Source organism: Gallibacter sp. Marseille-QA0791 (assembly GCF_965119705.1).
Lineage (GTDB): Bacteria > Bacillota > Clostridia > Peptostreptococcales > Anaerovoracaceae > Lentihominibacter > Lentihominibacter excrementipullorum.
In genome coordinates this window covers 2,675,582-2,696,880 of sequence record NZ_CBCPMH010000001.1, presented here as the reverse complement: position 1 = coordinate 2,696,880, position 21,299 = coordinate 2,675,582, and the positions used below count along the sequence as shown (strand labels likewise).

The following is a 21,299-nucleotide window of genomic DNA, read 5'->3' as shown; positions in this document are numbered from 1 at the left end:
ACCTATGTAAAGGGCGCAGCTGCTTTTGTACGCCCCGTAATTATCAGGTTTCTTCCCCACCGCTGAGATAGGAAATCACCTTATTTCCTTTTACCGCTTCTTTAAGTCCTATCAGCGCTGCGATCTCTGACGGTGCATAACACTCTATCTTCTGAATATCCTCCAGGCTGAAATTCAAGATCGCCTTTTCCGTTCGATATCCATGCTCGAACAGCTTATTCAGTACCTTTATCGTCGTCTTGTCCATCGCCATTTAACTTTTCCTCCACCTCTCTTACGATCCTTTTCATACAAAACCCGCAAAGCCCGGATCTTGCATCGTAATAGCAGCATTCCTCACATAATATCTTCACGATTTATTCTCCTCTCATAAGATACTCGCCGTACTCCGTAAAAGAATACCAGTTCGTTTTATCAAATGGATTCTCATTATGACATCCTTTTCTAATCACATCCTGCTTTACCAGCGTTCCCATGGCGTCCTGTATCATGCTGCGGCTGAGAAAAGGAAGAAATCCACTCATCATCTTCTGCGAGCACCTGTACCATCTTTTGTTATTGAATTTCCTGATCCGCTCATCACACACTCCGGGCTTTAAGTGTTCCCAAAGAAACTGCATGATAATGGCAGCATGAATTCCAAAGCGGATCGCCAAATCCATTCGAAATAAACACATATCGCCCCTCCATTTACAGAAAACAGAGGAGCAATCTGCATACTGCTCCTCTGTAAAAACTATTTACTCTTCGTCATCCGTGTTTTCCTGCCCGTTCTTTTTTCTTATCTGCAAAGCTGCAATTGTTCCGCTCGCTATTACAAGCAGTGCGATCCAGATCCAGACATTGAAATCATCTCCTGTCTTTGGAGTATCCGGCATTACAGGCTTTTCTACAGTAACGGTCTGGCCTTCATCTTCGATATCTTTATGATCTGCCACTTCTATATCAGAATCTGCATAGTAAAGTGTTTCAAATACAACAAGGTCTTTTCCATTTAAGCGCCCTGCATCGAATTTAAAGGTCACTTCCGCAGTTCCGCTCTCTTTTTCCGCGATAAAAGTTGCTTCCGCTGTAATCGCATTTCCATCTATCAAGACCTGCTTTTCTGTGTCTTTATCCATCAAAGTGCCTTTCAGAGTATAACTCCTGCCTTCTATAAGACCGTCGTATTCCACCGTATCTACAATCGTCACTTCGCCATCAGAAGAAAGAATCTTATCTCCATCACTTCCATCCTTTGCCGTTGTCCCGATCTCAGGGAAGAAAATCGTCTGCCCTTCGTCCTCAATATCTGCATGGACTGCAAGCTCTCGATCCCCTTTATACAGGCTCTCAAAGACAACAATTTCCTTTCCGTCAAGATCGGAAGCATTGATCACAAATTCCACGCTTACCTCGCCGGAAATATCTTCTGCCTTGAATTTCTTTACTACGGTGATCTCTTCGCCGCCGATAAGAAGCGGCTTTTCCGTCTCCTTATCCATCAAAGTACCTTTCAGAGTATAAGTCTTTCCTTTCTGAAGTCCTTCATAGGAAATAGTATCAACGATTGTTACTTTTTCATTTGCAATGCTTTTATTAAGCCCTGACTCCTTATCTTTTGCCTGCGTTCCGATTTCCGGATAATATACGCTCTGCTCTTCATCCTCGATATCCGCATGTATTGCAAGCTCTATATCTTCGTAATACAGCTTTTCAAAGGCAACGACCGCCTTACCTCTCAATAGTTTCCCTTCAACTTCAAATTCAACACTCACTTTTCCACTCTCATCTCTGGCAACGAAAGTAGTCTCTGAGGTCACCGCTTTACCGTCTTGCTTGATCGGTTCTCCTGTTTCCTTATCCATTAAAGTCCCGATCAGTTTATATTCTTTCCCCTTTTCAAGTCCTTCATAAGAAACGGTATCTACGATGATCACGGTGTCTTCCGCTTTACCAAAATGAGTGCCTGTTTCCTCATCCAGTGCCTCCGTTCCTATTTCGATACGGTCATCCGTAAGCGTGCCAAGAGGAATGGTTACGCTGTCTTTATATACACTCACTTTGAACTTCAGAAGCTTCATTCCCTTATTGGCTTCACACCTTAATTCTTCAAGTTCGTAGTCATCATAGATCAGTGCGCCCTTATTATCATCAGGCGCAGATGTTCCAAACCAGATACCATCCTCTGATGTTTCGCCCCTGTTCGTATTTGCCGTATGCGGATTCCATTCTGCGCTGGTACTTGCATATCCGTTTTTGTCAGTCACGAGAATATGACTTTCTCCTGTCGTAAGAGATGTGATCTGAAACGGCACATTAGCGAGCCTATTTAAATCGCCATCCGATACCTTTACAAATTCCAGATCCCCTCTCTTTACCTGCTCCGGTGCATCTGGTGCGTTATATGTCCTGACGGTTTCCGCAGTTCCCTCAGATGTGATATTCACCGTATATACCGCATCGCTTAAAAGATATCCCTCCGGAGCTTTTTTCTCTTTGATCACGACCTTTCCGAGCGGAAGGCTTATGGTCTTTCCATCGTTTGCGTAATAAAAATCATCACCTGAAACAAGATATTCTTTCGTGAACTTTATCTGCCCGTTTTCATCGGTCTTGAATGTCCAGCTTCGTTCCGGCTCCATCCCGGATACACTGCTTTCCGCCTTTGCTTTATAAAAGTCCACTGTAAATTCGGCTCCTACAAGACTTGCTCCGCCCTGCGGGCTGCTTTCTCCTGTTTCAAGATCGAGCTTCTGAAGCACGAGATCCATAGGATTTACCTGCGGTACTTCCTTTACATTTACCGTCACTGTAGTATCAGCTTTCACACTTACATTATGACCCGACACATCGATCGCATAGCCTTTCGATGGTGCAATCTCCTTTACCGTGTAATTTGCAACGAGAACATTGTCAAGACTTCCCTCACCGGAAGAATCCGTCGTGATCGTTCCGATCAGCTCACTTCCGTAGTACACGCCATATTTCGCCCCCGCAAGGGAGTAGTTTGGATTTCCGTCGGTCACTACGCCATTAGCAGACGCTTTTTTAAGCTTTATACTTCCTGTGTCGTTAAACGATCCTAAAAGATCCTGGCACCCATCCACCTTGATCAGATACGCTCTATAATTTACCGGCGGATCCGGCAGGCTCTTCACATAGTTATACAGATTCTGTGCTTTTGTTTTCCATGTACCGCTGAGCCCTCTGAACGGATCAACATCTTCACTTGTCGTCTTATCATACGCAATGGAAATTATGATGTGCGTAAGTGCATAGGCGTCATCCTTTCCATCCCACTGGCCGCTGAGAGTTTTATCCGTATACTCCGAAAATCCCGGCCCGCCATATCCGTAGTAAAGACACTTTGCCAAAACCGAATCCGGCTTTAGGAAGCTGTATGAATATGTTCCCGATCCCGGCGTTGGAAGCTGCGGCTGAGCACAGTAAACAGGGCTTTCTTTATCCCCTGCGTAAAAATAATGGGTGAAGTGTGAACTGTAGTCGATCCTTTCACCTACTCTGATCGTGATCTTCCCGTCTGCTGCATGAGCGTTTATTGCATTAAACGGCATCATGCCGATAAGCAGCGCAATGCACAGAAGACCTGCAAGGATCCTACTCCTGTTTTTCTTTCGTATATTCTGCATGTTACTCCTCCAATTCCCTGATTCTTAAGGGAGAATGTCCGCAATAGCTCTTTACCCTCCTTGTCGTTAAATTCATACTGCCTGCGGACTTCAGGCTATATGTAAAAACCATCTGCTGCATTGCAGATGGCTATACTTATGAGTAAGATTCTTCTTTTTCAGTAAGTTACAGGTTGTCCGAAGGTTGGGGTGTGGGGAAGGAAACGGCAAAGATACTCCTGCTATGCTTACCGCTCTTTGCTTTCCTTCAGCCTCTCACGGTATTTACCGTAATACTCCATTGCTTTTATGATATATTCCTCCCGCTTTTCAGCCGGAAGATTCCTCGGAAAAAGCTTCTGCACTCTGCTGTCTCTTAAAACAAGCCTCTCTTTCTGATTCGGCTTTTCTTCCTGCATGATAGCAAGAAGCGATTCTTCCGTCAGCTTCCCGCTCTCAAGCATACGCCGCATTCGGATTGTCTGGGCATGAGACGGAGTGCATTGTTCCATATCCATGATTTCACATAAGGTTTTCTGCATCTTCTTCGGAAGATAAGAGATCTCCACCGCCGGACGCAGAGCAACCTGTTCCTGGTCCACCATTTCCAAAATCTCCGGAATCAGTTCCGTCAGGCGTATATATCGTCTGATATTGTCTTTTCCTTCACCAACCATGGCTGCTAATTGCTCGTCAGAGCGCATACCTTTTAACTTTGTCGCCACTGGCGACGAAGTTAAATCCGTTCTCTTTCCCTGCCGTTTCATCGCCTCCAACCTCATCTTGTAGGAAAAAGCTTTCTCGCTCGGAAGGATCTTCGTCCTTTGGAGATTGGAATCCACCATAAAGATAATGGCTTCATCGCGGCTCATCTCAACGACTTCCGCCCTTAATGTTTCAATTCCTGCAAGGGCGCAGGCCCGCTTTCGCCGGTGTCCAGAGATCATTTCGTATTTCCCCTCTTCCTTTTTCCTCACGATAGCAGGAGTAATAACGCCGTATTCCCGAATACTTTCCACCAGCTTCAACATCTCTTCATCGTCCATGACCTTAAAAGGGTGACTCGGAAAATCGTCGATCTGATCGAGAGGTATATCATGGATCTTCTTTAGCTTCGCCTCGTCCCGCTCCTGCTGCGTAGTAAAAAGGTCATCGAGCTTCGGAAGTTCGAAGTCGATCTCTTGTTTTCTCGCCATTCCTTATCACCTCCTTCGTCAGATTTTCATAGGCTTTTGCTACAGAGCTGTTTTTATCATAAGCATAAATGCTTTTCCCCTGAAAACTTGTCTCAGCAGCCTTTACCGCAACCGGGATCTGAGAAGAATAGATCTTCATCCGGTTTCCGTATTGATTTCTTAAAATATGCAGCGTCTGTTTCGCAAGATTCGTCCTGCCGTCCACAAGCGTCAAAACGATACCATCAATTCTCAAGTCCGGATTAAGGGTCCGTTGCACTTTCCCTATGGTCTGAACAAGCTGCGTCATGCCCTTTGCCGGAAGATACTGTGCCTGCACCGGAATCATCACACTGTCTGCCGCTGCCAATGCGTTCACGGTGATCATTCCAAGAGACGGCATACAGTCGATAAGGATATATTCATAGTCTTTCTTGATCTCTTTCAGGCAATTTTTTAAGGTCATCTCTCTGCTCATGGCGTTTACCAGATTCATTTCCATTGCGGAAAGTTCCAGATTCGATGGCAGGAGATCCACCCCTTCTTCATGATGCAGGATTCCCTCTCCTTTTCCTATTGGTCTTTCTGTAAGAGTCTTATTCATCAGGTCGGCTAATGTGGTTTGCAGTTCATCGCCATTTTTCCATCCGAGACAGGTCGTCAGATCGCCCTGCGGATCTGCATCGATCACCAAGACTCTCTTTCCCTCTTTTGCAAGACCGATCCCCAAATTGACCGTTGTCGTTGTCTTGCCGACTCCGCCCTTCTGATTACATATGGCGATTATCTTCGCACCTTTCATCTTCTTTCACCTCACAGCCAAACATCGCCTTGATCTGCTTATACGCCTCCTCCAGCACTTCATCAATGGACTCCTTTTCCCACTCTTCATCCTCTTCCGTAAGCTCAAGTAGAAGATCCAGTACATGCCCGTCTTCGATATATTCCGCAAAGTATTCCAGGAATATATCTACTGCGTTCTCATCCAGAAACGGAAGTCCCTCTATGATAAACTTCGCATCCGTTTCAAGGACAGAGGCAAGCTGAAGCAGCATATCAAATGCCACGTCATATTCTTCCTTCTCCGTATACCTGCCTATCCTGTGGATCACATCCGTATATACGTCGATTGTGATTCCTTTTTCTTTTGCCGCTTGCAACATGCTTCGGTCGAGAACTCTTGCCAGAGCTTCGATAAACTCCACAGGGCATCTTTCTTTTTCTTCACATTTTACAGCTTCGTTTTCTTTTCTTTTTCCTTCAAATACGGAAATCTTCATGTTCTACCTCCTGAAATTCTGCATGAAAAAAGCCACCTCCTTATTGAGATGGCTATGTAAAACAGATATTCACTAATATGTATGTACTGGATTCTATGCTTTTTTCAGCAGCTTCAGCAGGATCTCATCTACTGCGTCCGTATATCTACCCTGTTGAATTAAATCATTTCTCAGGTCAATGAGACTTCTGGTTAAAATTCTTATTTCTTCCGAGTTGAGACAGATTCGAATTTTCTTTTCAAACATCGTTCTTCCCTCCTTTGCTGGCAGTGTATCAGAAAGAAGGTTTAAACTGTACCCATAAAACTGGACACAGAATTTGGGATACAGCTTGAAGGAAAATGAGTTTTAATCCACCTCCAAGCAGTAAAATACGATATAATCTATGTATCTTCACGGAGGTGATGAAATGAAATCTTTGTTTACAAAGGAACAGATTGATGAACTCAGGTTAAACCCATACACCTATAATGTCAGCAATACGACCATAAAGTTCACAGAAGAGTTCAAAGATGCATTCTGGCGTCTGTATCTGCAGGATATGCCCCTGCGTGACATCGTCAGGACTTTAGGCTATGATTACGACGTCCTTGGCGAAAAACGTGTTGGAGGTTTCATTTACAACCTCAGAAAGAACCGCCTGACACCGGAGCAAAGGGTCGCCTCCTCATCTCCGCAGCGAATTACACGTCCGCCTGCCAATACTGATTATACACATATGTATGCCAGCGAAGCCATTAAAAACATGTCTGCCGAACTTACATATCTTCGTCAGGAAGTTGAGTTTTTAAAAAAACTTTCGCAGCTGGAGATAAAAAAGGATTCAGAGGATTGATTATGGATACAAGCTCATCTAAATTCCAGCTCATACATGAGCTTGTCAGCCGGGAAGATAATGTTCTTACGATCACTGAACTCTGCTCGATTGCCCGTGTTTCCAGATCCGGATATTACAACTGGGTCAACAGCAAAGATAAGCGGGATGAACAGGAGCGGAAAGACCGCCATGACTTTGAATTGATCTTGGAAGCCTTCTCTCACCGGGGATATGATAAAGGAGTTCGAGGGATCCACATGCGGCTTCTGCACATGGATCCGCCGATTCTCATGAATGTCAAAAAAATCAGTCGGTTGATGCATAAATACAACTTGATCTGTCCCATACGGCAGGCAAACCCGTACCGGAGAATGGCCGCAGCATTAAAAACCAATAATGTTGCCGACAACCTTGTAAACCGTGAGTTTGAGGAACACGGACCACGAAGCATCCTTCTGACTGATATTACATATATTCCTTACAATGGCACATTTGCATATTTATCGACCATAATTGATGCTTTTACCAAGCAGGTGCTGTCATACGCCATCAGCGATAATTTAAAGCTGGATTTTGTACTTCTCACGGTTGAACAGCTAATCAGGAACCATAGGATTTCTTTGGATGAAGAAACAATTATCCATTCCGACCGGGGAGTCCATTATACAAGTTACAAATTCATCGAAATTGTAAAAGACAGCAATCTCAGGCAGTCTATGTCCAGAAGAGCCAATTGCTGGGATAATGCTCCTCAGGAGAGTTTCTTCGGACATATGAAAGATGAGATTGATGTCAGCAACTGCACTGACTTCTGCGAAGTAAAGGACATCATAGATGATTGGATCGACTATTACAACAATGAGCGTTATCAATGGGATCTGGCAAAACTTTCGCCCAATGAATATTACTCATATATCACGACGGGGATTTATCCGTTAAAGAAATAGAAGGTCAGCATATCAGTCTAACCTTCTATATATTTCAGTCTAACAATTAGAGATGTCCAGTATCATGGGCAAATCTATTTGGGCATGTCCAGTTTACAGGGTCAACCCCTAATTATTTGTCCTTGACATGGGGTACAGTTTAAAGAAATCGCACATTTTTGTCCCCAATCTGTCCCCTATTCTCCTCAAAAATCCCCTATTTTTTGTGTTTTTTTGCCGTTTGTATGCGTTTGTAAACGGTCTGAAATCACGTTTCAAAAAACGCCGCAACCATTGAAATCATGCGCTTTCCGTTGCAATAAAAAAGCCCGGAACGCGTCAGCATCCCGAGCCGATTAGTGGTGGAGATGACGGGAATCGAACCCGTGTCCGAAAGCATTTCCGACGGACTTTCTCCGAGCGCATCTTCTGTTTTAAGATTTCGCCTCTGAAAACGCCCAGAAGCAGGCTTTTCCATCAGCTATCCCGTTGTTCCCTCATGCTGCCGGGCTTTCACATGAAGTTTTCCTGTATGCTTGATACCGTACATCCGGCCTACAGGTAAACCGGAGACGATACGCACAGCTTTCAGACTGCCTTACGCAGCCATAGCCATAGGTGCGAAATTATTGTTCTTTTTAGCGTTTATATTTAAACGGCCACTTTTAACGTAGACTTGGCGACTACGGCTCGCTTATCCGGCTTCCACACCCCCGTCGAAACCAAAAACATCCCCATATCTCTCTTATATATTATATCACAGATCTGCTTATTATGCCACCGGCTCAGCCGGCTGATGCGGTCAGGCATCTCCTGTCCCCGGCGTTTCAATATGCCTTATCACTGTGCTTTACCTTCGTCTTCGGAAGCATCAGAATGATCGTCCGCTTCATCCTCAGAGTTGAGATCGACCGAAGAACCTCCCCTGTACTCCTCTCTGACATCCTCGATCTGCTTTTCCAGCTCCGCTATCATCGCCTCGCAGATCTTTATCCTCTCACAGTGCCCCGCAATGGTCTCATCTTCTATCTTGCCATCCTTGAAAAGATAATAGCAGTAATCGCCAATATCCTGTTTCAACGTTTCTATGTCCTGCTTCTCTGTGCTTATCTTGGCTTTCAGTTTACTCACTTCTATCAGCTCGTTCGCCTTGTTTCCCGCTTTGTTGACGGCAGCTCCCGCTGTTTTGCCTACTTTGTTAAGGAAATTCTGCATAACACGGCCTCCTTACCTTCTCATCGCCTGCTGCATCCTTCTGTCAGCATCCCTCTTGGCGATATCATGTCGCTTGTCATACTGTTTCTTTCCACGAGCCACGGCTATTTCCACCTTGGCCAGTCCCCTATCATTAATGTACATCCGCAGAGGCACCAAAGTCAAGCCTTTCTGCGTAGTATAGCCGATCAGCTTCCTTATCTCCCGTTTATGGAGCAATAGTTTCCTGGGTCTCAGCGGATCAGCGTTAAATCGATTGCCCTGTTCATAGGGGCTTATGTTCATCCCATAGAGCACGATCTCCTCACCCTCTATCTTCGCGTAGCTTTCCTTGATGCTGACCTTTCCCTGTCTCACAGACTTTATCTCCGTGCCTGTGAGGCATATTCCCGCTTCATATGTCTCCTCTATGAAATAATCATGTCTTGCCTTTTTGTTATTGGCCGCGACCTTCATCCAATATCGTCCTTTCTCAATGAAAGCACACCTTCCCTATGCACTCTCCGATATCTATAATACCTATCGCTTCATTCCTGCTGTCCATAGATGAACTTCTGTCATCGCTCAATACGAAGATTTCATCTTTCCCCAATGTCACTTCACCCATCGGTTCCATATGCACAGCTTCGACCATATGCTTCTCATACGGTTTGTCGTTGAGATAAAATATATCATCCTTTATCTCAACTTTGTCTCCGGGGCCGCCTGCCACCCTTCTTACCAGAACGGATCCTTCTCCTTCCTCTCCATGGACATCACTGCCGAATGCCACCACATCACCCACCTGCGGTTTCTCACTGCTAAATGATTTGTAGGCCAGCTTATTGATGAGGATATTCTCCCCGTTTTTCACAGCCGGCTCCATCCCGCTGCCTGTAACTGAAGTCACGGTAAACACCGCTGAAAGAGCGACAGCTGCAAGCATCCCCATCAAAGCAGCTGTCAGATAGAGCACCATTTTTCTGACCATATAGATCCTCCTGTCGAAAATATGTACCCGGTATTGCTCTATCTTCCTGTTTTCCCGGCCTTTCCCCATCCCATCAGATGAAAATCACAGCAATCCTATCTCACTGAAAGGATACAGCCTGAAAAACGCTTTGCCTATTATGTCATCTTCGCTGACAGCGCCTACTTCGGCTGACCTGCTGTCCAGGCTCACACTTCTATTATCTCCCATTACGAAAACTTCATTCTCCGGCACCACATAATCGTAAAGCTCACCTGTCGTATACCCTTCCAGCGTGTAGTCTTCTTCCAGCTGTACTCCGTTTCTGTAGACATTGCCGTCGTAAATGGACATCACATCGTTCTCAACTCCTATGACACGCTTTATCAATATCTTATTGCCGCTGCCGTCGTCCTTTTTCACATCGGAATTGAATATTATGATATCGCCGTAATCAGGGTGATCCTTAGTTACATACGCCAGCTTATTGACGAACAGATAGTTATTCTCATAAAGGGTCGGCTCCATGGAGCTTTCCTTCACTATCGTAGGCTTTATCACCAACGTTATGGCCAGGACTATCACCAGCGCTATTATTATGTCCTTTATAAATTCCTTCATCTTCAGTCGATTCCTCCAAACCGGGAAAACGGCCATACGCAAAAGAGGACATTGCCCTTTATATCACGCATGTTGACCGGACCAAGCTTTTCATTTCTGCTGTCGATATACTCTTCCCTGTTATCACACAGTAAAAAGACCTCGTCCTCCGTCAGCGTCACCGACATCTCTCCATCCGAACCCTCAATACCGTTTTCTGTAATATATTCCTTACTGTCTATATATACCTTGCCATCCTTTATCTCAACAGTCTCTCCCGGAAGTCCGGCCACCCTTGCGATTATATTGTCATCCGACACCTTCTGAGCATTGGTAGCGTTCTTTTCCAGTATGACCAGCTGATCCCGTTCCGGGATCCCTCTGTTCTGCGAATATGAAGTCTTGCTGACTACCAGGATCTGCCCGTCATTTATCGTAGGAGACATGGCATCACCGTCATTTACTTCGGGTGCCACCAATATGAACATGACCATCGCCAACACGATGGCTACCATATATGGTGACTTCCTTCTTCTTCCATATGCCTGCTGATTTGCTGCACTGCTGCTCATAAGCTAATCCTTTCCATGTATCAACAGATGTTCCGCTCTTATAAAGTCGGACGGAGCCGGCGCTTCCATCACTTTGCCCCTCAGGTCTTCCGGGATATCCGGCGAATCGTCGAATTTCAATCTGCAAGCGTGAAGAAGTTGCGTCGTTATCCCATGCTTCTTCAGCCGCCCGTTTATCCTGACGTCTCCGTATTTGCTGTCCCCTGCGATAGGGAACCCGGCGTTGGCCAAATGAAATCTGATCTGGTGAGTCCGGCCCGTCAATATACGCGCCTCGACGAGGGAAAACTGATCTCCGCACTCTATCGGCCTTATATAGGTGACAGCCTCTTTACCTTCACTGCTGTCCGCCAGCTCAGAAACATTACGTCTTTCATCCTTCTTCATCCTGTCATCCAGGACCAGAGCCGTCTCCAAACGACCGCAGATTATGGCCAGGTAGTACTTCTCAACACCATCGCGCTGCCTGATAAGGCGTGTGAAGCTCCGCAGCGCGGCGGCAGTTTTCCCAAAGATCACAAGCCCCGTCGTATTTCTGTCCAGCCTGTTTACAGGCGACGGCGTGAAAGTCTTTTCCCCCGTCGGGTCGTAGCTGCCCTGTTCCTGAAGATATCCGCACACCTGATTCGCCAGCGTATTCTTCTTTTCCCTGGAATCTCCATGGATAAGAAGCCCGCGAGGCTTATCCACTATCAGGATATCCTCGTCCTCATAGACCACCTTGAACTGCTTTTTGACGGTGCTCTTCTTTTTCCCGGCAGTCAGCTCCCTGAACTTTTCCTCAGGCATATATACAGTCAGCTGATCACCGATACTGAGTATGGTATCCTCCCTGACACGCCGACCATTGAGCTTTATATCCTTCCTTATCATCTTGTAGATGAAACTGAGAGAAGCACGTCTGAAATATTTTCGCAGGAATCTGTCGAGTCTCTGATCCGCCTCATTTTCGGTTATCATTAATCGCACCATAAATGTAATTATACAACACTTTCACATCCAAATACAAATTTATTGTAGCGAAAAACCTATCTGTGAAGAAATTTTCATCAAAAACCAGGCTTTTGGATTTGAGAAACCATATGAAATATGTTAAAGTTAATATGTATGTGGAAGGAGTATTGAAATGCGAAAGATCAAGGATTTTTTTTACGATAAGAACGACATAATAATCGTGTTGATAATACTGGCGGCGGCAGCCTTTATAATATATACAAGGATAGGCGTCATAATGGATTATCCGGAGCAATTGGCGAGGGAGGCGGCAGCGGCTGAATCTCAGCAGCAAGAGGAAACTTCAAATACCGACTCCAACATCGTCTCCATAACCATCGACGACGCTGCCACCATAACGACAGTCTCTGAAACATTGGAAAGCGAAGGTCTCGTTTCTTCGGCCGCTGACTTCGAAGAATACGTGAACAGTCAGACTGCCGACGGAGAGGAAGCGACGCTGAAAACGGGGACCTTCCAGATCCCGGAAGGTTCAACACAGGAAGACATCCTGGACATAATAATCGAATAACTTTTATCATCATTTGAATAAAAGGAGGTCAATGATGGCTCTAGTTACTACAAAGGACATGTTCGCGAAAGCTTTGACGCAGGACTATGCGGTAGGCGCCTTCAACGTCAACAACATGGAGATCATTCAGGGCATAGTTGAGGCTGCAAAAGAGGAAAAGGCTCCTCTCATACTCCAGGTCTCCGCAGGCGCGAGGAAATACGCCAAACCGGTATACCTGGTGAAGCTGGTGGAAGCTGCCATCGAGGATACGGGACTGGATATCGCCCTTCATCTCGACCATGGCGAGGATTTCGACATATGCAAAAAATGCGTGGACGACGGCTTTACTTCAGTGATGATAGACGGCTCCAAGCATCCCTTTGAAGAAAATATAAGGCTGACTAAGGAAGTCGTCGAATACGCCCACAGCAAAGGCGTTTCGGTAGAGGCCGAATTGGGTAAACTGGCCGGTATCGAGGATAACATCAAGGTGGACGCCAGGAACGCTACATTCACCGTTCCTGAAGAAGCCGCTGAGTTCGTGGAAAAGACAGGCGTAGACTCGCTGGCGGTAGCCATAGGCACCAGCCATGGAGCTTACAAATTCAAAGGCACTCCATATCTGGACTTCGAGAGGCTGGAGGAAATACACAAGCTGATACCTGATACTCCGCTGGTTCTCCACGGGGCATCGACCGTTCTCCCGGAATTCGTGGAAAAATGCAACGAATACGGAGGAAACATACCGGGCGCTCAGGGTGTGCCTGAGGATATGATAAGGACTGCGACCAAGCACGGAGTATGCAAGGTCAACATCGATACGGATCTGAGACTGGCTATGACAGCTGAGATCAGAAAACATTTCGCCGAACATCCGGAGGACTTCGATCCGAGAAAGTATCTGGGACCTGCCAGAGACGCCATCAAAGGAATGGTGCAGCACAAGATAAGAAACGTCCTCAACGCATCCAATAAGCGATGACGCGCAAAGAGAATCGAAAAAATAATCTTGACTTACAGCAAAGGGGAGACGCATCTCAGCGGCTCCCCTTTTTAATGCTATCAAACTCATCAATCGTCCTCTATCCACTCCGTAAGCTCTTTGATATTGTCCTTGTCACCGATGACGAATATGATGTCTCCTTCCTTGAATTCATAATCAGGATCCACATCCTTATATACGACACCACTGCTCTCGATGGCTATGACGTTGACACCGAACCTCCCTTTCAGATCCGTCTCCGCAACAGTTTCATCCTCCATCTCATAGGAGATATTCAGCTTCGATATGCTGATCCTGTCACTGAGCTGGGCGAAGTTCGGCAGGTTAGCCGCTTCAAGGCGGTTTGCCAGACGCGCCGCCATATCATGCTCAGGATATACTACCTGCGCCCCCAGCTTTTCCAGTATCTCACCGTGCTCACTGCTGGTGGCTCTTGCTATCACCCTGGGTATCCCCATTCCCACCAGATTGAGGGTCGTCAGAATAGACGTATCCATCTGCTCTCCTATACAGACGACAGCCACATCACAGTTCTGTATACCCGTCTCCAGCAGCGACGCTTTATCCAGATTCTTTATCACCAGCGCGTTCTCCGTGTATTCCCTTATCTCTCTTACCTTTTCCTCATTCTTATCGAGGATCAGCAGGTCTGCCTCCATCGCCGCCAGTTCACTGGCCAGAGCGTATCCGAAACGACCCAGGCCTACGATCCCGTAGGACATCTTTCCTCTTTTATATCTGTTGAACATTTTTACCTCCTGTCATTATCCAATGGAAATATTGCCTTCTGGATAGCGAGTTCTCTCGCCTTTTATAAAGTACCATAGAGACGCTATTGTCAGCGGCCCCAGTCTTCCTATATACATGACCATGATGGAAAGCAGTTTTGCTCCCACACTCAGGTCAGGGGTTATTCCCGTAGAAAGGCCTACGGTGCCGAATGCACTGGTCATCTCAAAGAGCGCATCTATGGTGGAGACCCCCGGCTCCATTATCACCATCACATACGTTCCCGTCAGTATCACTCCGATAGCTATCAGCGTTATCACTGCCGCTTTATGGAAGGCGTTGGCCGGTACCGCATAGTGAAAAGCTTCTTCCATCTTGTTGGTCGCCGACGACTTTATCCCCTGGAGCAATATGAAGAAGGTACTGGTTTTTATACCGCCTCCGGTAGACCCCGGCGAAGCCCCTATGAACATCAGCACGATGATAGCCAGAAGCCCCGCGTCGGAGAATTCACCCAACGAATATGTGGAAAATCCGGCGGTTCTGGCAGAAACACTGTGAAAGAAAGCTCCAAGCCACGATACATCTTCCGTCAGTTTTATCAACAGAGTCCCGGCCACTATCAACGCCAGACTTACCGACAGCACCACCTTCGTGTGCATGGAAAACCTCTTCCAGCGACATCGCTTAGCCAGCATTTCTCTTATTACCAGGAACCCTATACCGCCGAAGAATATCAGCACACATGTGACTATGTTCAGCAGCACATTGTTCTGATATGGTATCAGATTCTGAAAATTTCCAAGTATATCAAAGCCTGAATTATTGAACGCGGCTACCGAATGGAACATGCTGATACCCGCGGCCCTGAGAGGCGGGTAATCCTGAACGAATACAATGAAGCTGAATACAGCTCCCAGCAACTCGAATATTATGGTCGTATAAAATATACTTTTGACAAACTTGACCATCCCTTTTCCCGAGTTGACATTCATCGCGTCCCTTATCAAATTTCGCCCTTTGAAATTCACCTTTTTACCTATGGCAACGATGACACCGGCGCCCACAGCCGTGACGCCCAGTCCTCCGATCTGTATCAGAAGTCCCAGAAAAAACTGCCCCAGCGACGTGAACGTGTCGCCTGCGTCGACGGCTATCAGTCCCGTCACACATACGGCGCTGGTAGATGTATAGAGAGCGTCAATATAGCTCAGATCTACTCCTTCCTTTACGCTGCACGGCAGTATCAGCAGCACTGAGCCCAGCAATATAGCCAACGCAAAGCCCATGGCTATGATGCGTCCTGTCGGCTGCTTCTTTATGAATCTAAACATGAATATCCTTTGATTATCCTCCTGTCTGTATCTGTATTCTATATCTTACTGTATATTCTCATTCGTTTCATTCACCGTCTATCATACGGTATCCTACCCCCAGTTCATTCAATATATACCGGTTCTTCCCCGGCCTGCTTCCGAACTTCTTCCGTATATTGGCCATATTGACCTGCAGCCGCTTTATACTGCCGCTATCCTCCATGCCCCATATGGCATGTATAATAGACGAATATGTCATTACCTTTCCCGAATGCTCCGATAAGAAAGCAACGATGTTGTATTCTGTCTGGGTAAGGCTTATTTTCTCATCATTTATCTTCACCTGACGCCGATCGTAGTCGATGCTGAGATCCCTGGCCTTAAAAACTCCTTCAGGCGACACCCTCGCCGCAGCATTGTACCTGGCGTTCCTCAGTGTGGCCCGTATCCTGGCCATCAGCTCCGCAGTCCCGAAAGGCTTCGCTATATAATCGTTAGCACCCATATCGAGAGCCTTCACCTTGTCCGATTCCGCCAGTCTGGCCGACAATACTATGACAGGCGTGATGAAAGACTTCCTTATCTCCTCTATCATATCCATCCCGTCTCTGTCCGGCAAGCCCAGATCCAATATTACCAGATCAGGATTGTGAGACGCAAACATAGTCATCCCCTGCTCACAGGTGGCTGCCGTCATGACCTGATATCCGTTCATTTCCAATACTGTTTCCACAAAATCACGGATATTCTCCTCATCTTCGACTATCAATATCCTGTATTTATTATTGCTCATCCTGCAAATCCTCCATCTTCAGGAAAAAGCGCACTGTGGTGCCTCTTTCTCCGCTCTCGGCTTCGATGGTGCCGTCATGAGCTTTTATGATGGCGGCGCAAACCGAAAGTCCGATGCCGCTGTTTGTCCTGCCGGCATCTCCATAACGTTCTCCATATCTCCCGTCTTCTCCCACGAGCGCCCCGATTTTCCCCTCATCTATGCCGCTGCCGTTATCTGACACCTGAAAAACAGCCTTCTCATCTTCGACCTTTACCGAAAGGATCAACCTCGTCATCCCCTTAGCATGCCGAACGGAATTTTCCATCAAATTAAGCAGGACCTGTTCTATGAGGAGCGCATCCATAGGGACGCTGATAAAATCTTCCGGCATGGATACTTCCGGCTCTACGCCTGGATAACGTTTCCTGAATTTCATCAGTACCGAATCTATCAATTCCTCCAGCGGTACGGGAGTTTTGATGACGGACACATTACCGCCGTCGAGTCTGGTGACCGACAGCAGATTTTCAACCATGCGTATGAGCCATTCCGACTCCTCACATATGCCCTTGAGCATTTTCATCTGCTGCTCTTTCGATAGCAGATCATAATTTTCCATGACAGCTGATCCCGCGCCGTATATGGTCGTCAGCGGCGTGCGTATATCGTGGGAAACGGCTCGCAGCAGATCTGCCCTGACCTTTTCCTTTTCCGCCTCCCGTCTCAGCTCTTCCTGGCGTTTGGTCTTCGTAGCCAACGCACTGGTCATCGCAGCGACCAGCAGCATAACGATGCCCGAAAAGATATTTTCCGGCATGGAAACACTGAACTCAAAATACGGGAATGTGAAAGCGAAATTTACAGCCAATACACTGAGAAACGCCGCCAGTATCCCCCACTTGTACCCGTCGGTTCCCATGGCGACGATAAACACTGCCAGAACGAAGATGACCGGAGCGATAGCCTCCGTGTCAAGGAAATTCTGAATGGAAATAGTGAGTCCGAATGACAATGCCAGGACCACTGTCATCACCACAAAATCTCTTATTTGATTTTTCATTTCTACCATATTCCCCTCCAGCACGGACATTATAACACAGCGAAAGTAAAGATACGGCAAATATTTGCTTTTTTCGTTTCTGAGCACACATGTAGCCGCAACGCCGCAAATTTGAACGGTTTTGCGAAAATTCAATACATTAACTGACTCGTACGACCCATTCGCGGCAAAAAAATCGAAGGGCGATCCTTAGTCCAGATCACTCCTTCGAAACATGCGGCCTTTCGTGGCCGACCCATTCTTAAAGCTCTTCTATCATATCATGCTTTAGCTTCCATAGATTATATGAAAGGTCCACGTAATATGTCTGCGGGTTCTCAAAGCGCTTCATCTCATCCCACATGGCGTCCAGCTGTTTTGCGCAGTAATCCTTTATCTCTTCGATATCAGGACATCGGTACACACACTTTCCGCCCTCGAAGATCTTCTCTCTCAGATTCTTCACATAGAAATTCCTTATTTTTTTTCTCTTCCATACAGCCTCAGGGTCGAAGATCTCATATTCTTCTCCTTCAGGTATCGTCTCCCCGTCCAGGACGATGACATCCGCCAACGCTCTGTTGCTGTCCTTATCGAAAAGTCTGAAGACGCTCTTGAATCCCGGATTCGTTATCTTCTCCACATTCTCACTCTTCTTTATCTTCGGTATCATCCTGCCGTTCTTTTCCAGAGCTGACAACTTATACACGCCACCGAAGACTGGCTCCGAGCCGGCGGTGATGAGACGTTCTCCCACTCCAAAGGAATCCACGCAGGCGCCTTCCGAGATTATATCCCTTATGAGATACTCGTCCAGCGAGTTGGAAACGACGATGGAACAATCCTCCAGCCCCGCATCGTCCAGCATTTTTCTGGCCTTCTTCGTCAAATATGATATATCTCCGCTATCTATCCTGATGCCCATCTTCTCCGGCTTCACTTCCTTGAAAACTTTTATTGCTGCCGGTACGCCCGACTTCAGCACATTGTAAGTATCCACCAGCAATGTGCAGTTGGTAGGATATATCTCCGCGTATTTTTTGAAAGCCTCATATTCATCATCATACATCTGTACCCAGCTGTGCGCCATGGTCCCCATGGCAGGGATCCCATGATCTCTGTCAGATATGGTACATGCCGTACCCGCGCAGCCTCCTATATACGCTGCCCGCGCCCCATATATGGCCGCGCTGGCGCCATGGGCTCTTCTCGTGCCGAACTCCATGACAGGTCTGCCGGCCGCAGCCCTCACTATCCTGCTGGCCTTGGTGGCTATGAGGCTTTGATGATTTATTATCAGGAGTATCATCGTTTCTATGAACTGAGCCTGCATCACAGGTCCTCTGACTGTAATTATCGGTTCTCCCGGAAATATAGGAGTACCTTCCGGGACAGCCCATACGTCACATGTAAATTCAAAGTCCTTCAGATAGCTGAGGAATTTCTCGTCGAAGATCTTCTTGCTCCTGAGGAACTCTATATCTTCATCCGTGAACTCCAGATCCTCCAGATACTCTATCAGCTGTTCGAGCCCCGCCATTATGGCGTATCCGCCTTCGTCCGGGATCCTCCTGAAAAACATATCGAAATACGCAATGTCGTCTGCCATATCGCTGCAGAAATATCCATTGGCCATGGTTATCTCATAAAAGTCAGTCAGCATCGTCAGGTTCAGTTTCTCCTTCATTTAACCGTTCCTCCATTTTACCTTTCTCTTTTATCACTATGCACGATGACGCTATAACTACGGCGCCGCCTATGAACTGCGCCGCGCCTATCGCCTCGCCCAGGAATATCCATCCGAAGAATGTAGCCGTCACCGGCAGGAAATTTGAAAACATCGCGGATATGGTCGGCCCCAGGACCTTCAGGCTCCTGACTGTGATCATGAATCCCATCCCTGCGCTGACAAATCCCAGATACATTATCCCGCCTACTATCTCCGGCGTAAACGTATCTACAGGCGGCATCGTATGTATCGCATACGGTCCAAGTATCAGGATCGTACAGATGAGCTGATTGAACGCCATCGTCGGGCTCGCGTAATTTCTCGAGATCTTCGCCGTTATGAAATTATATATGTTCCACGATACCACCGCCCCGAAGGCCAGCAGATATCCTATAGCTCTGCCCTGCAGCAGTTCCCGAAAATCCGCTCCGATGACGATCCCCACGCCTATCACACATATCAGCACTCCCAACATCATCTTAGCGGTGAATCGCTTCTTGAATACGACGCGTTCCGCTATGATAGACACAGCCGGTACGAAGGCCAGTATTATGGTGATGATCGACACCGGCAGATAATCCATCGACGAGTATTCACAGAAGTAATACAATATCTCTCCTGTCAGAGAGCATATGATAAAAAACGGGATGTCTCTCGGCCTGACGTAGAACTTCCTGTCCTTTATCATCTTAGCGATGAAGACTACCAGCACACCCATGGTATACTTCAAAAACAACAGATTGAGAGGTTCCAACAGCTCAAGGGCCGATTTTGCCACGATATAATCCAGTCCCCATGCGCACACCAGCACGCACATCAATAGAAACACCACATTTCTTTCCTTCAAACTTTCACCACCTGATCAAAAATATTGCTGAGATATGATTGCCGTAGCTCTTCTGCGCCTTTAGGCGCATCGTTATTATTATATCATCTCTTCAAAAGGTCTACAATCATGTTTTGATGTAAAGAAAGCTGCCGCTTCTTAACTGTCAAGACATTTGTTACACTTTGAGAAATACTCTGCTACTACCTGATGGGGGATTTTGAAGTCCAATACTGTCTTCGCTGTGGCTTCTCTCTACTTTACCATTCTGCCACAGTGAATACGGTCTCGTCCTTTTAAACTTCATCTCCTCCTCTTTACTGCTTTTTCAAATGCACTGTCCTTTTCCGTCTTAGCATCGTCATTTACGAATTCCGGTTCATTGTCTACCTGGATAGTCTCTATCTTGAATCCCATTCTTTTTCTCAGACTCTTTATGAATTCCTTCATCTCGTATGCACTTTTCTCTTTTATCCTCTTCAGCTCTTCTTCCGTATATGCATTCGGGCTGTGCTGAGGCTTCCTCGACCTCAACGCAAGGCTCCGAACGCTTCCATCATACTTTCATACTTTTCAAGATGTCTGTATACGAACTGCCTGTAGGTGTGATATCTTCTTGCTGCCTTTGTCACTCCATGCTTTAGCGCATATTCATATACGCGCTGGCGATACTCATTTCTTCTGTTACCTGTGCCCTTCAGGGTACAATAGCCATGAGGCGATACTCCTTTTGATATGTTTTTTGTGGTGAATTAATTATATCAGAGTATTCCTCTTTCTTTTTTCTTTTTGTTACATATGTCTTATCACATTACATTTCTGAAAGCATCGACCGGTGAAGTGAACAGGTCGTGTCAGATATCTGCCGCGACGAAACATTCCCCACAGCGGATATGCCTATTGACTGGATTTTTAAAGCGTATTAGGCATAAATAGCAGATCCGGACCCGCTTTCCCAAAAGCGATATGCCTAATGACAGTTTCTTTTCCTGAGCATTTAGCATTTTTCTTGTAAGAAAACGGCGTAGCTATGCCTAAAAGCAGCATTTTTTCAACGTATTTGGCATACCAGTCGGTTGGCAGAATACCAAAACAGGTCAATAATGCCTATTAGACTTCATAAATATATGTATTTTGGCATTTTCGATGATATCAACATTTCATCATTCAAAGAATCAGGCATACGAACGATGCCACCTGGGATATCGATATTCGAGAAATTGGTAAATA

General features: G+C 46.3%; 25 protein-coding genes and 1 other RNA gene. 4 read left to right on the top strand and 22 right to left on the bottom strand.

Annotated elements, in window-relative coordinates:
- Window positions 1-43 precede the first annotated feature (43 nt).
- The 8 genes from ACQY69_RS12400 to ACQY69_RS12365 form a co-directional block, all read right to left on the bottom strand.
- Window positions 44-253, bottom strand: coding sequence for a hypothetical protein (locus tag ACQY69_RS12400; protein ID WP_187301811.1), 210 nt, complete (start codon window positions 251-253; stop codon window positions 44-46).
- On the bottom strand, window positions 216-353 hold the full coding sequence (locus tag ACQY69_RS12395) for a hypothetical protein (protein WP_415931592.1): 138 nt from the start codon (window positions 351-353) through the stop codon (window positions 216-218). Before ACQY69_RS12395 ends, ACQY69_RS12400 begins: the two co-directional genes overlap by 38 nt.
- Before the next feature lie 3 nt (window positions 354-356).
- A complete protein-coding gene (locus ACQY69_RS12390; RefSeq protein ID WP_428260823.1) occupies window positions 357-527 on the bottom strand; it encodes a hypothetical protein in 171 nt (56 codons plus the stop codon).
- A gap of 213 nt (window positions 528-740) precedes the next feature.
- The gene (locus ACQY69_RS12385; RefSeq protein WP_428260822.1) at window positions 741-3,632 is read right to left on the bottom strand and encodes a VaFE repeat-containing surface-anchored protein; all 2,892 of its coding nucleotides are present in this window, start codon (window positions 3,630-3,632) and stop codon (window positions 741-743) included.
- A gap of 227 nt (window positions 3,633-3,859) precedes the next feature.
- Window positions 3,860-4,807: a ParB/RepB/Spo0J family partition protein gene (locus ACQY69_RS12380; protein WP_428260821.1), complete on the bottom strand. Its 948-nt coding sequence runs from the start codon at window positions 4,805-4,807 to the stop codon at window positions 3,860-3,862.
- Window positions 4,761-5,588, bottom strand: coding sequence for a ParA family protein (locus tag ACQY69_RS12375; RefSeq protein ID WP_428260820.1), 828 nt, complete (start codon window positions 5,586-5,588; stop codon window positions 4,761-4,763). Before ACQY69_RS12375 ends, ACQY69_RS12380 begins: the two co-directional genes overlap by 47 nt.
- Complete coding sequence (locus ACQY69_RS12370; protein ID WP_428260819.1) at window positions 5,557-6,066, bottom strand: hypothetical protein; 510 nt, start codon at window positions 6,064-6,066, stop codon at window positions 5,557-5,559. The genes ACQY69_RS12375 and ACQY69_RS12370 overlap by 32 nt, the downstream gene beginning before the upstream one ends.
- A 93-nt stretch (window positions 6,067-6,159) precedes the next feature.
- Complete coding sequence (locus tag ACQY69_RS12365; RefSeq protein WP_187301804.1) at window positions 6,160-6,312, bottom strand: hypothetical protein; 153 nt, start codon at window positions 6,310-6,312, stop codon at window positions 6,160-6,162.
- A gap of 172 nt (window positions 6,313-6,484) precedes the next feature.
- On the opposite strand from ACQY69_RS12365, the gene ACQY69_RS12360 reads away from it, so the two are divergent.
- Window positions 6,485-6,901 carry an HTH domain-containing protein gene (locus tag ACQY69_RS12360; RefSeq protein ID WP_428260818.1) on the top strand — a complete coding sequence of 139 codons (417 nt, stop codon included), beginning with the start codon at window positions 6,485-6,487 and terminating at the stop codon, window positions 6,899-6,901.
- A 2-nt stretch (window positions 6,902-6,903) separates the two neighbouring features.
- The gene (locus ACQY69_RS12355; RefSeq protein ID WP_428259361.1) at window positions 6,904-7,830 is read left to right on the top strand and encodes an IS3 family transposase; all 927 of its coding nucleotides are present in this window, start codon (window positions 6,904-6,906) and stop codon (window positions 7,828-7,830) included.
- Between the two features lie 339 nt (window positions 7,831-8,169).
- On the opposite strand, the gene ssrA is transcribed toward ACQY69_RS12355, so the two are convergent.
- The 7 genes from ssrA to ACQY69_RS12320 all read right to left on the bottom strand — a co-directional run bounded on the left by ssrA (window position 8,170) and on the right by ACQY69_RS12320 (window position 12,105).
- Window positions 8,170-8,545, bottom strand: a transfer-messenger RNA (tmRNA) gene (gene ssrA / locus ACQY69_RS12350).
- A gap of 104 nt (window positions 8,546-8,649) precedes the next feature.
- A complete protein-coding gene (locus tag ACQY69_RS12345) occupies window positions 8,650-9,024 on the bottom strand; it encodes a hypothetical protein (RefSeq protein WP_428260817.1) in 375 nt (124 codons plus the stop codon).
- 12 nt (window positions 9,025-9,036) lie between these two features.
- Window positions 9,037-9,480 carry an SsrA-binding protein SmpB gene (smpB, locus tag ACQY69_RS12340; RefSeq protein WP_428260816.1) on the bottom strand — a complete coding sequence of 148 codons (444 nt, stop codon included), beginning with the start codon at window positions 9,478-9,480 and terminating at the stop codon, window positions 9,037-9,039.
- A gap of 16 nt (window positions 9,481-9,496) precedes the next feature.
- On the bottom strand, window positions 9,497-9,994 hold the full coding sequence (gene lepB / locus ACQY69_RS12335; protein ID WP_428260815.1) for a signal peptidase I: 498 nt from the start codon (window positions 9,992-9,994) through the stop codon (window positions 9,497-9,499).
- Window positions 9,995-10,078: 84 nt separating this feature from the next.
- The gene (gene lepB, locus ACQY69_RS12330) at window positions 10,079-10,594 is read right to left on the bottom strand and encodes a signal peptidase I (protein ID WP_428260814.1); all 516 of its coding nucleotides are present in this window, start codon (window positions 10,592-10,594) and stop codon (window positions 10,079-10,081) included.
- 2 nt (window positions 10,595-10,596) lie between these two features.
- Complete coding sequence (lepB, locus tag ACQY69_RS12325) at window positions 10,597-11,145, bottom strand: signal peptidase I (RefSeq protein WP_428260813.1); 549 nt, start codon at window positions 11,143-11,145, stop codon at window positions 10,597-10,599.
- A gap of 3 nt (window positions 11,146-11,148) precedes the next feature.
- On the bottom strand, window positions 11,149-12,105 hold the full coding sequence (locus ACQY69_RS12320; protein WP_428260812.1) for an RluA family pseudouridine synthase: 957 nt from the start codon (window positions 12,103-12,105) through the stop codon (window positions 11,149-11,151).
- A gap of 166 nt (window positions 12,106-12,271) precedes the next feature.
- Between ACQY69_RS12320 and ACQY69_RS12315 the strand changes: the two genes are divergently transcribed.
- Together ACQY69_RS12315 and fba are read left to right on the top strand one after the other, a co-directional pair.
- On the top strand, window positions 12,272-12,670 hold the full coding sequence (locus tag ACQY69_RS12315; protein ID WP_428260811.1) for a hypothetical protein: 399 nt from the start codon (window positions 12,272-12,274) through the stop codon (window positions 12,668-12,670).
- A gap of 34 nt (window positions 12,671-12,704) precedes the next feature.
- Window positions 12,705-13,634, top strand: coding sequence for a class II fructose-1,6-bisphosphate aldolase (gene fba / locus ACQY69_RS12310; RefSeq protein ID WP_428260810.1), 930 nt, complete (start codon window positions 12,705-12,707; stop codon window positions 13,632-13,634).
- Between the two features lie 89 nt (window positions 13,635-13,723).
- Here fba and ACQY69_RS12305 read toward each other — a convergent pair whose 3' ends face one another.
- The 7 genes from ACQY69_RS12305 to ACQY69_RS12275 form a co-directional block, all read right to left on the bottom strand.
- Window positions 13,724-14,404: a potassium channel family protein gene (locus ACQY69_RS12305; protein ID WP_428260809.1), complete on the bottom strand. Its 681-nt coding sequence runs from the start codon at window positions 14,402-14,404 to the stop codon at window positions 13,724-13,726.
- Window positions 14,405-14,419: 15 nt separating this feature from the next.
- Window positions 14,420-15,718: a TrkH family potassium uptake protein gene (locus ACQY69_RS12300; RefSeq protein WP_428260808.1), complete on the bottom strand. Its 1,299-nt coding sequence runs from the start codon at window positions 15,716-15,718 to the stop codon at window positions 14,420-14,422.
- A gap of 67 nt (window positions 15,719-15,785) precedes the next feature.
- Window positions 15,786-16,493 carry a response regulator transcription factor gene (locus ACQY69_RS12295; RefSeq protein WP_428260807.1) on the bottom strand — a complete coding sequence of 236 codons (708 nt, stop codon included), beginning with the start codon at window positions 16,491-16,493 and terminating at the stop codon, window positions 15,786-15,788.
- Window positions 16,483-17,544 (bottom strand): sensor histidine kinase, encoded by a 1,062-nt coding sequence (locus tag ACQY69_RS12290; protein WP_428260806.1) that lies wholly within the window; start codon window positions 17,542-17,544, stop codon window positions 16,483-16,485. Before ACQY69_RS12290 ends, ACQY69_RS12295 begins: the two co-directional genes overlap by 11 nt.
- A 232-nt stretch (window positions 17,545-17,776) precedes the next feature.
- A complete protein-coding gene (locus ACQY69_RS12285) occupies window positions 17,777-19,201 on the bottom strand; it encodes a nicotinate phosphoribosyltransferase (protein WP_428260805.1) in 1,425 nt (474 codons plus the stop codon).
- Entirely contained in the window at window positions 19,167-20,090 is a 924-nt protein-coding gene (locus ACQY69_RS12280) for a DMT family transporter (protein ID WP_428260804.1), read from the bottom strand. Before ACQY69_RS12280 ends, ACQY69_RS12285 begins: the two co-directional genes overlap by 35 nt.
- A 282-nt stretch (window positions 20,091-20,372) precedes the next feature.
- Window positions 20,373-20,603 carry a hypothetical protein gene (locus ACQY69_RS12275; RefSeq protein WP_428260803.1) on the bottom strand — a complete coding sequence of 77 codons (231 nt, stop codon included), beginning with the start codon at window positions 20,601-20,603 and terminating at the stop codon, window positions 20,373-20,375.
- Between the last annotated feature and the right edge of the window lie 696 nt (window positions 20,604-21,299).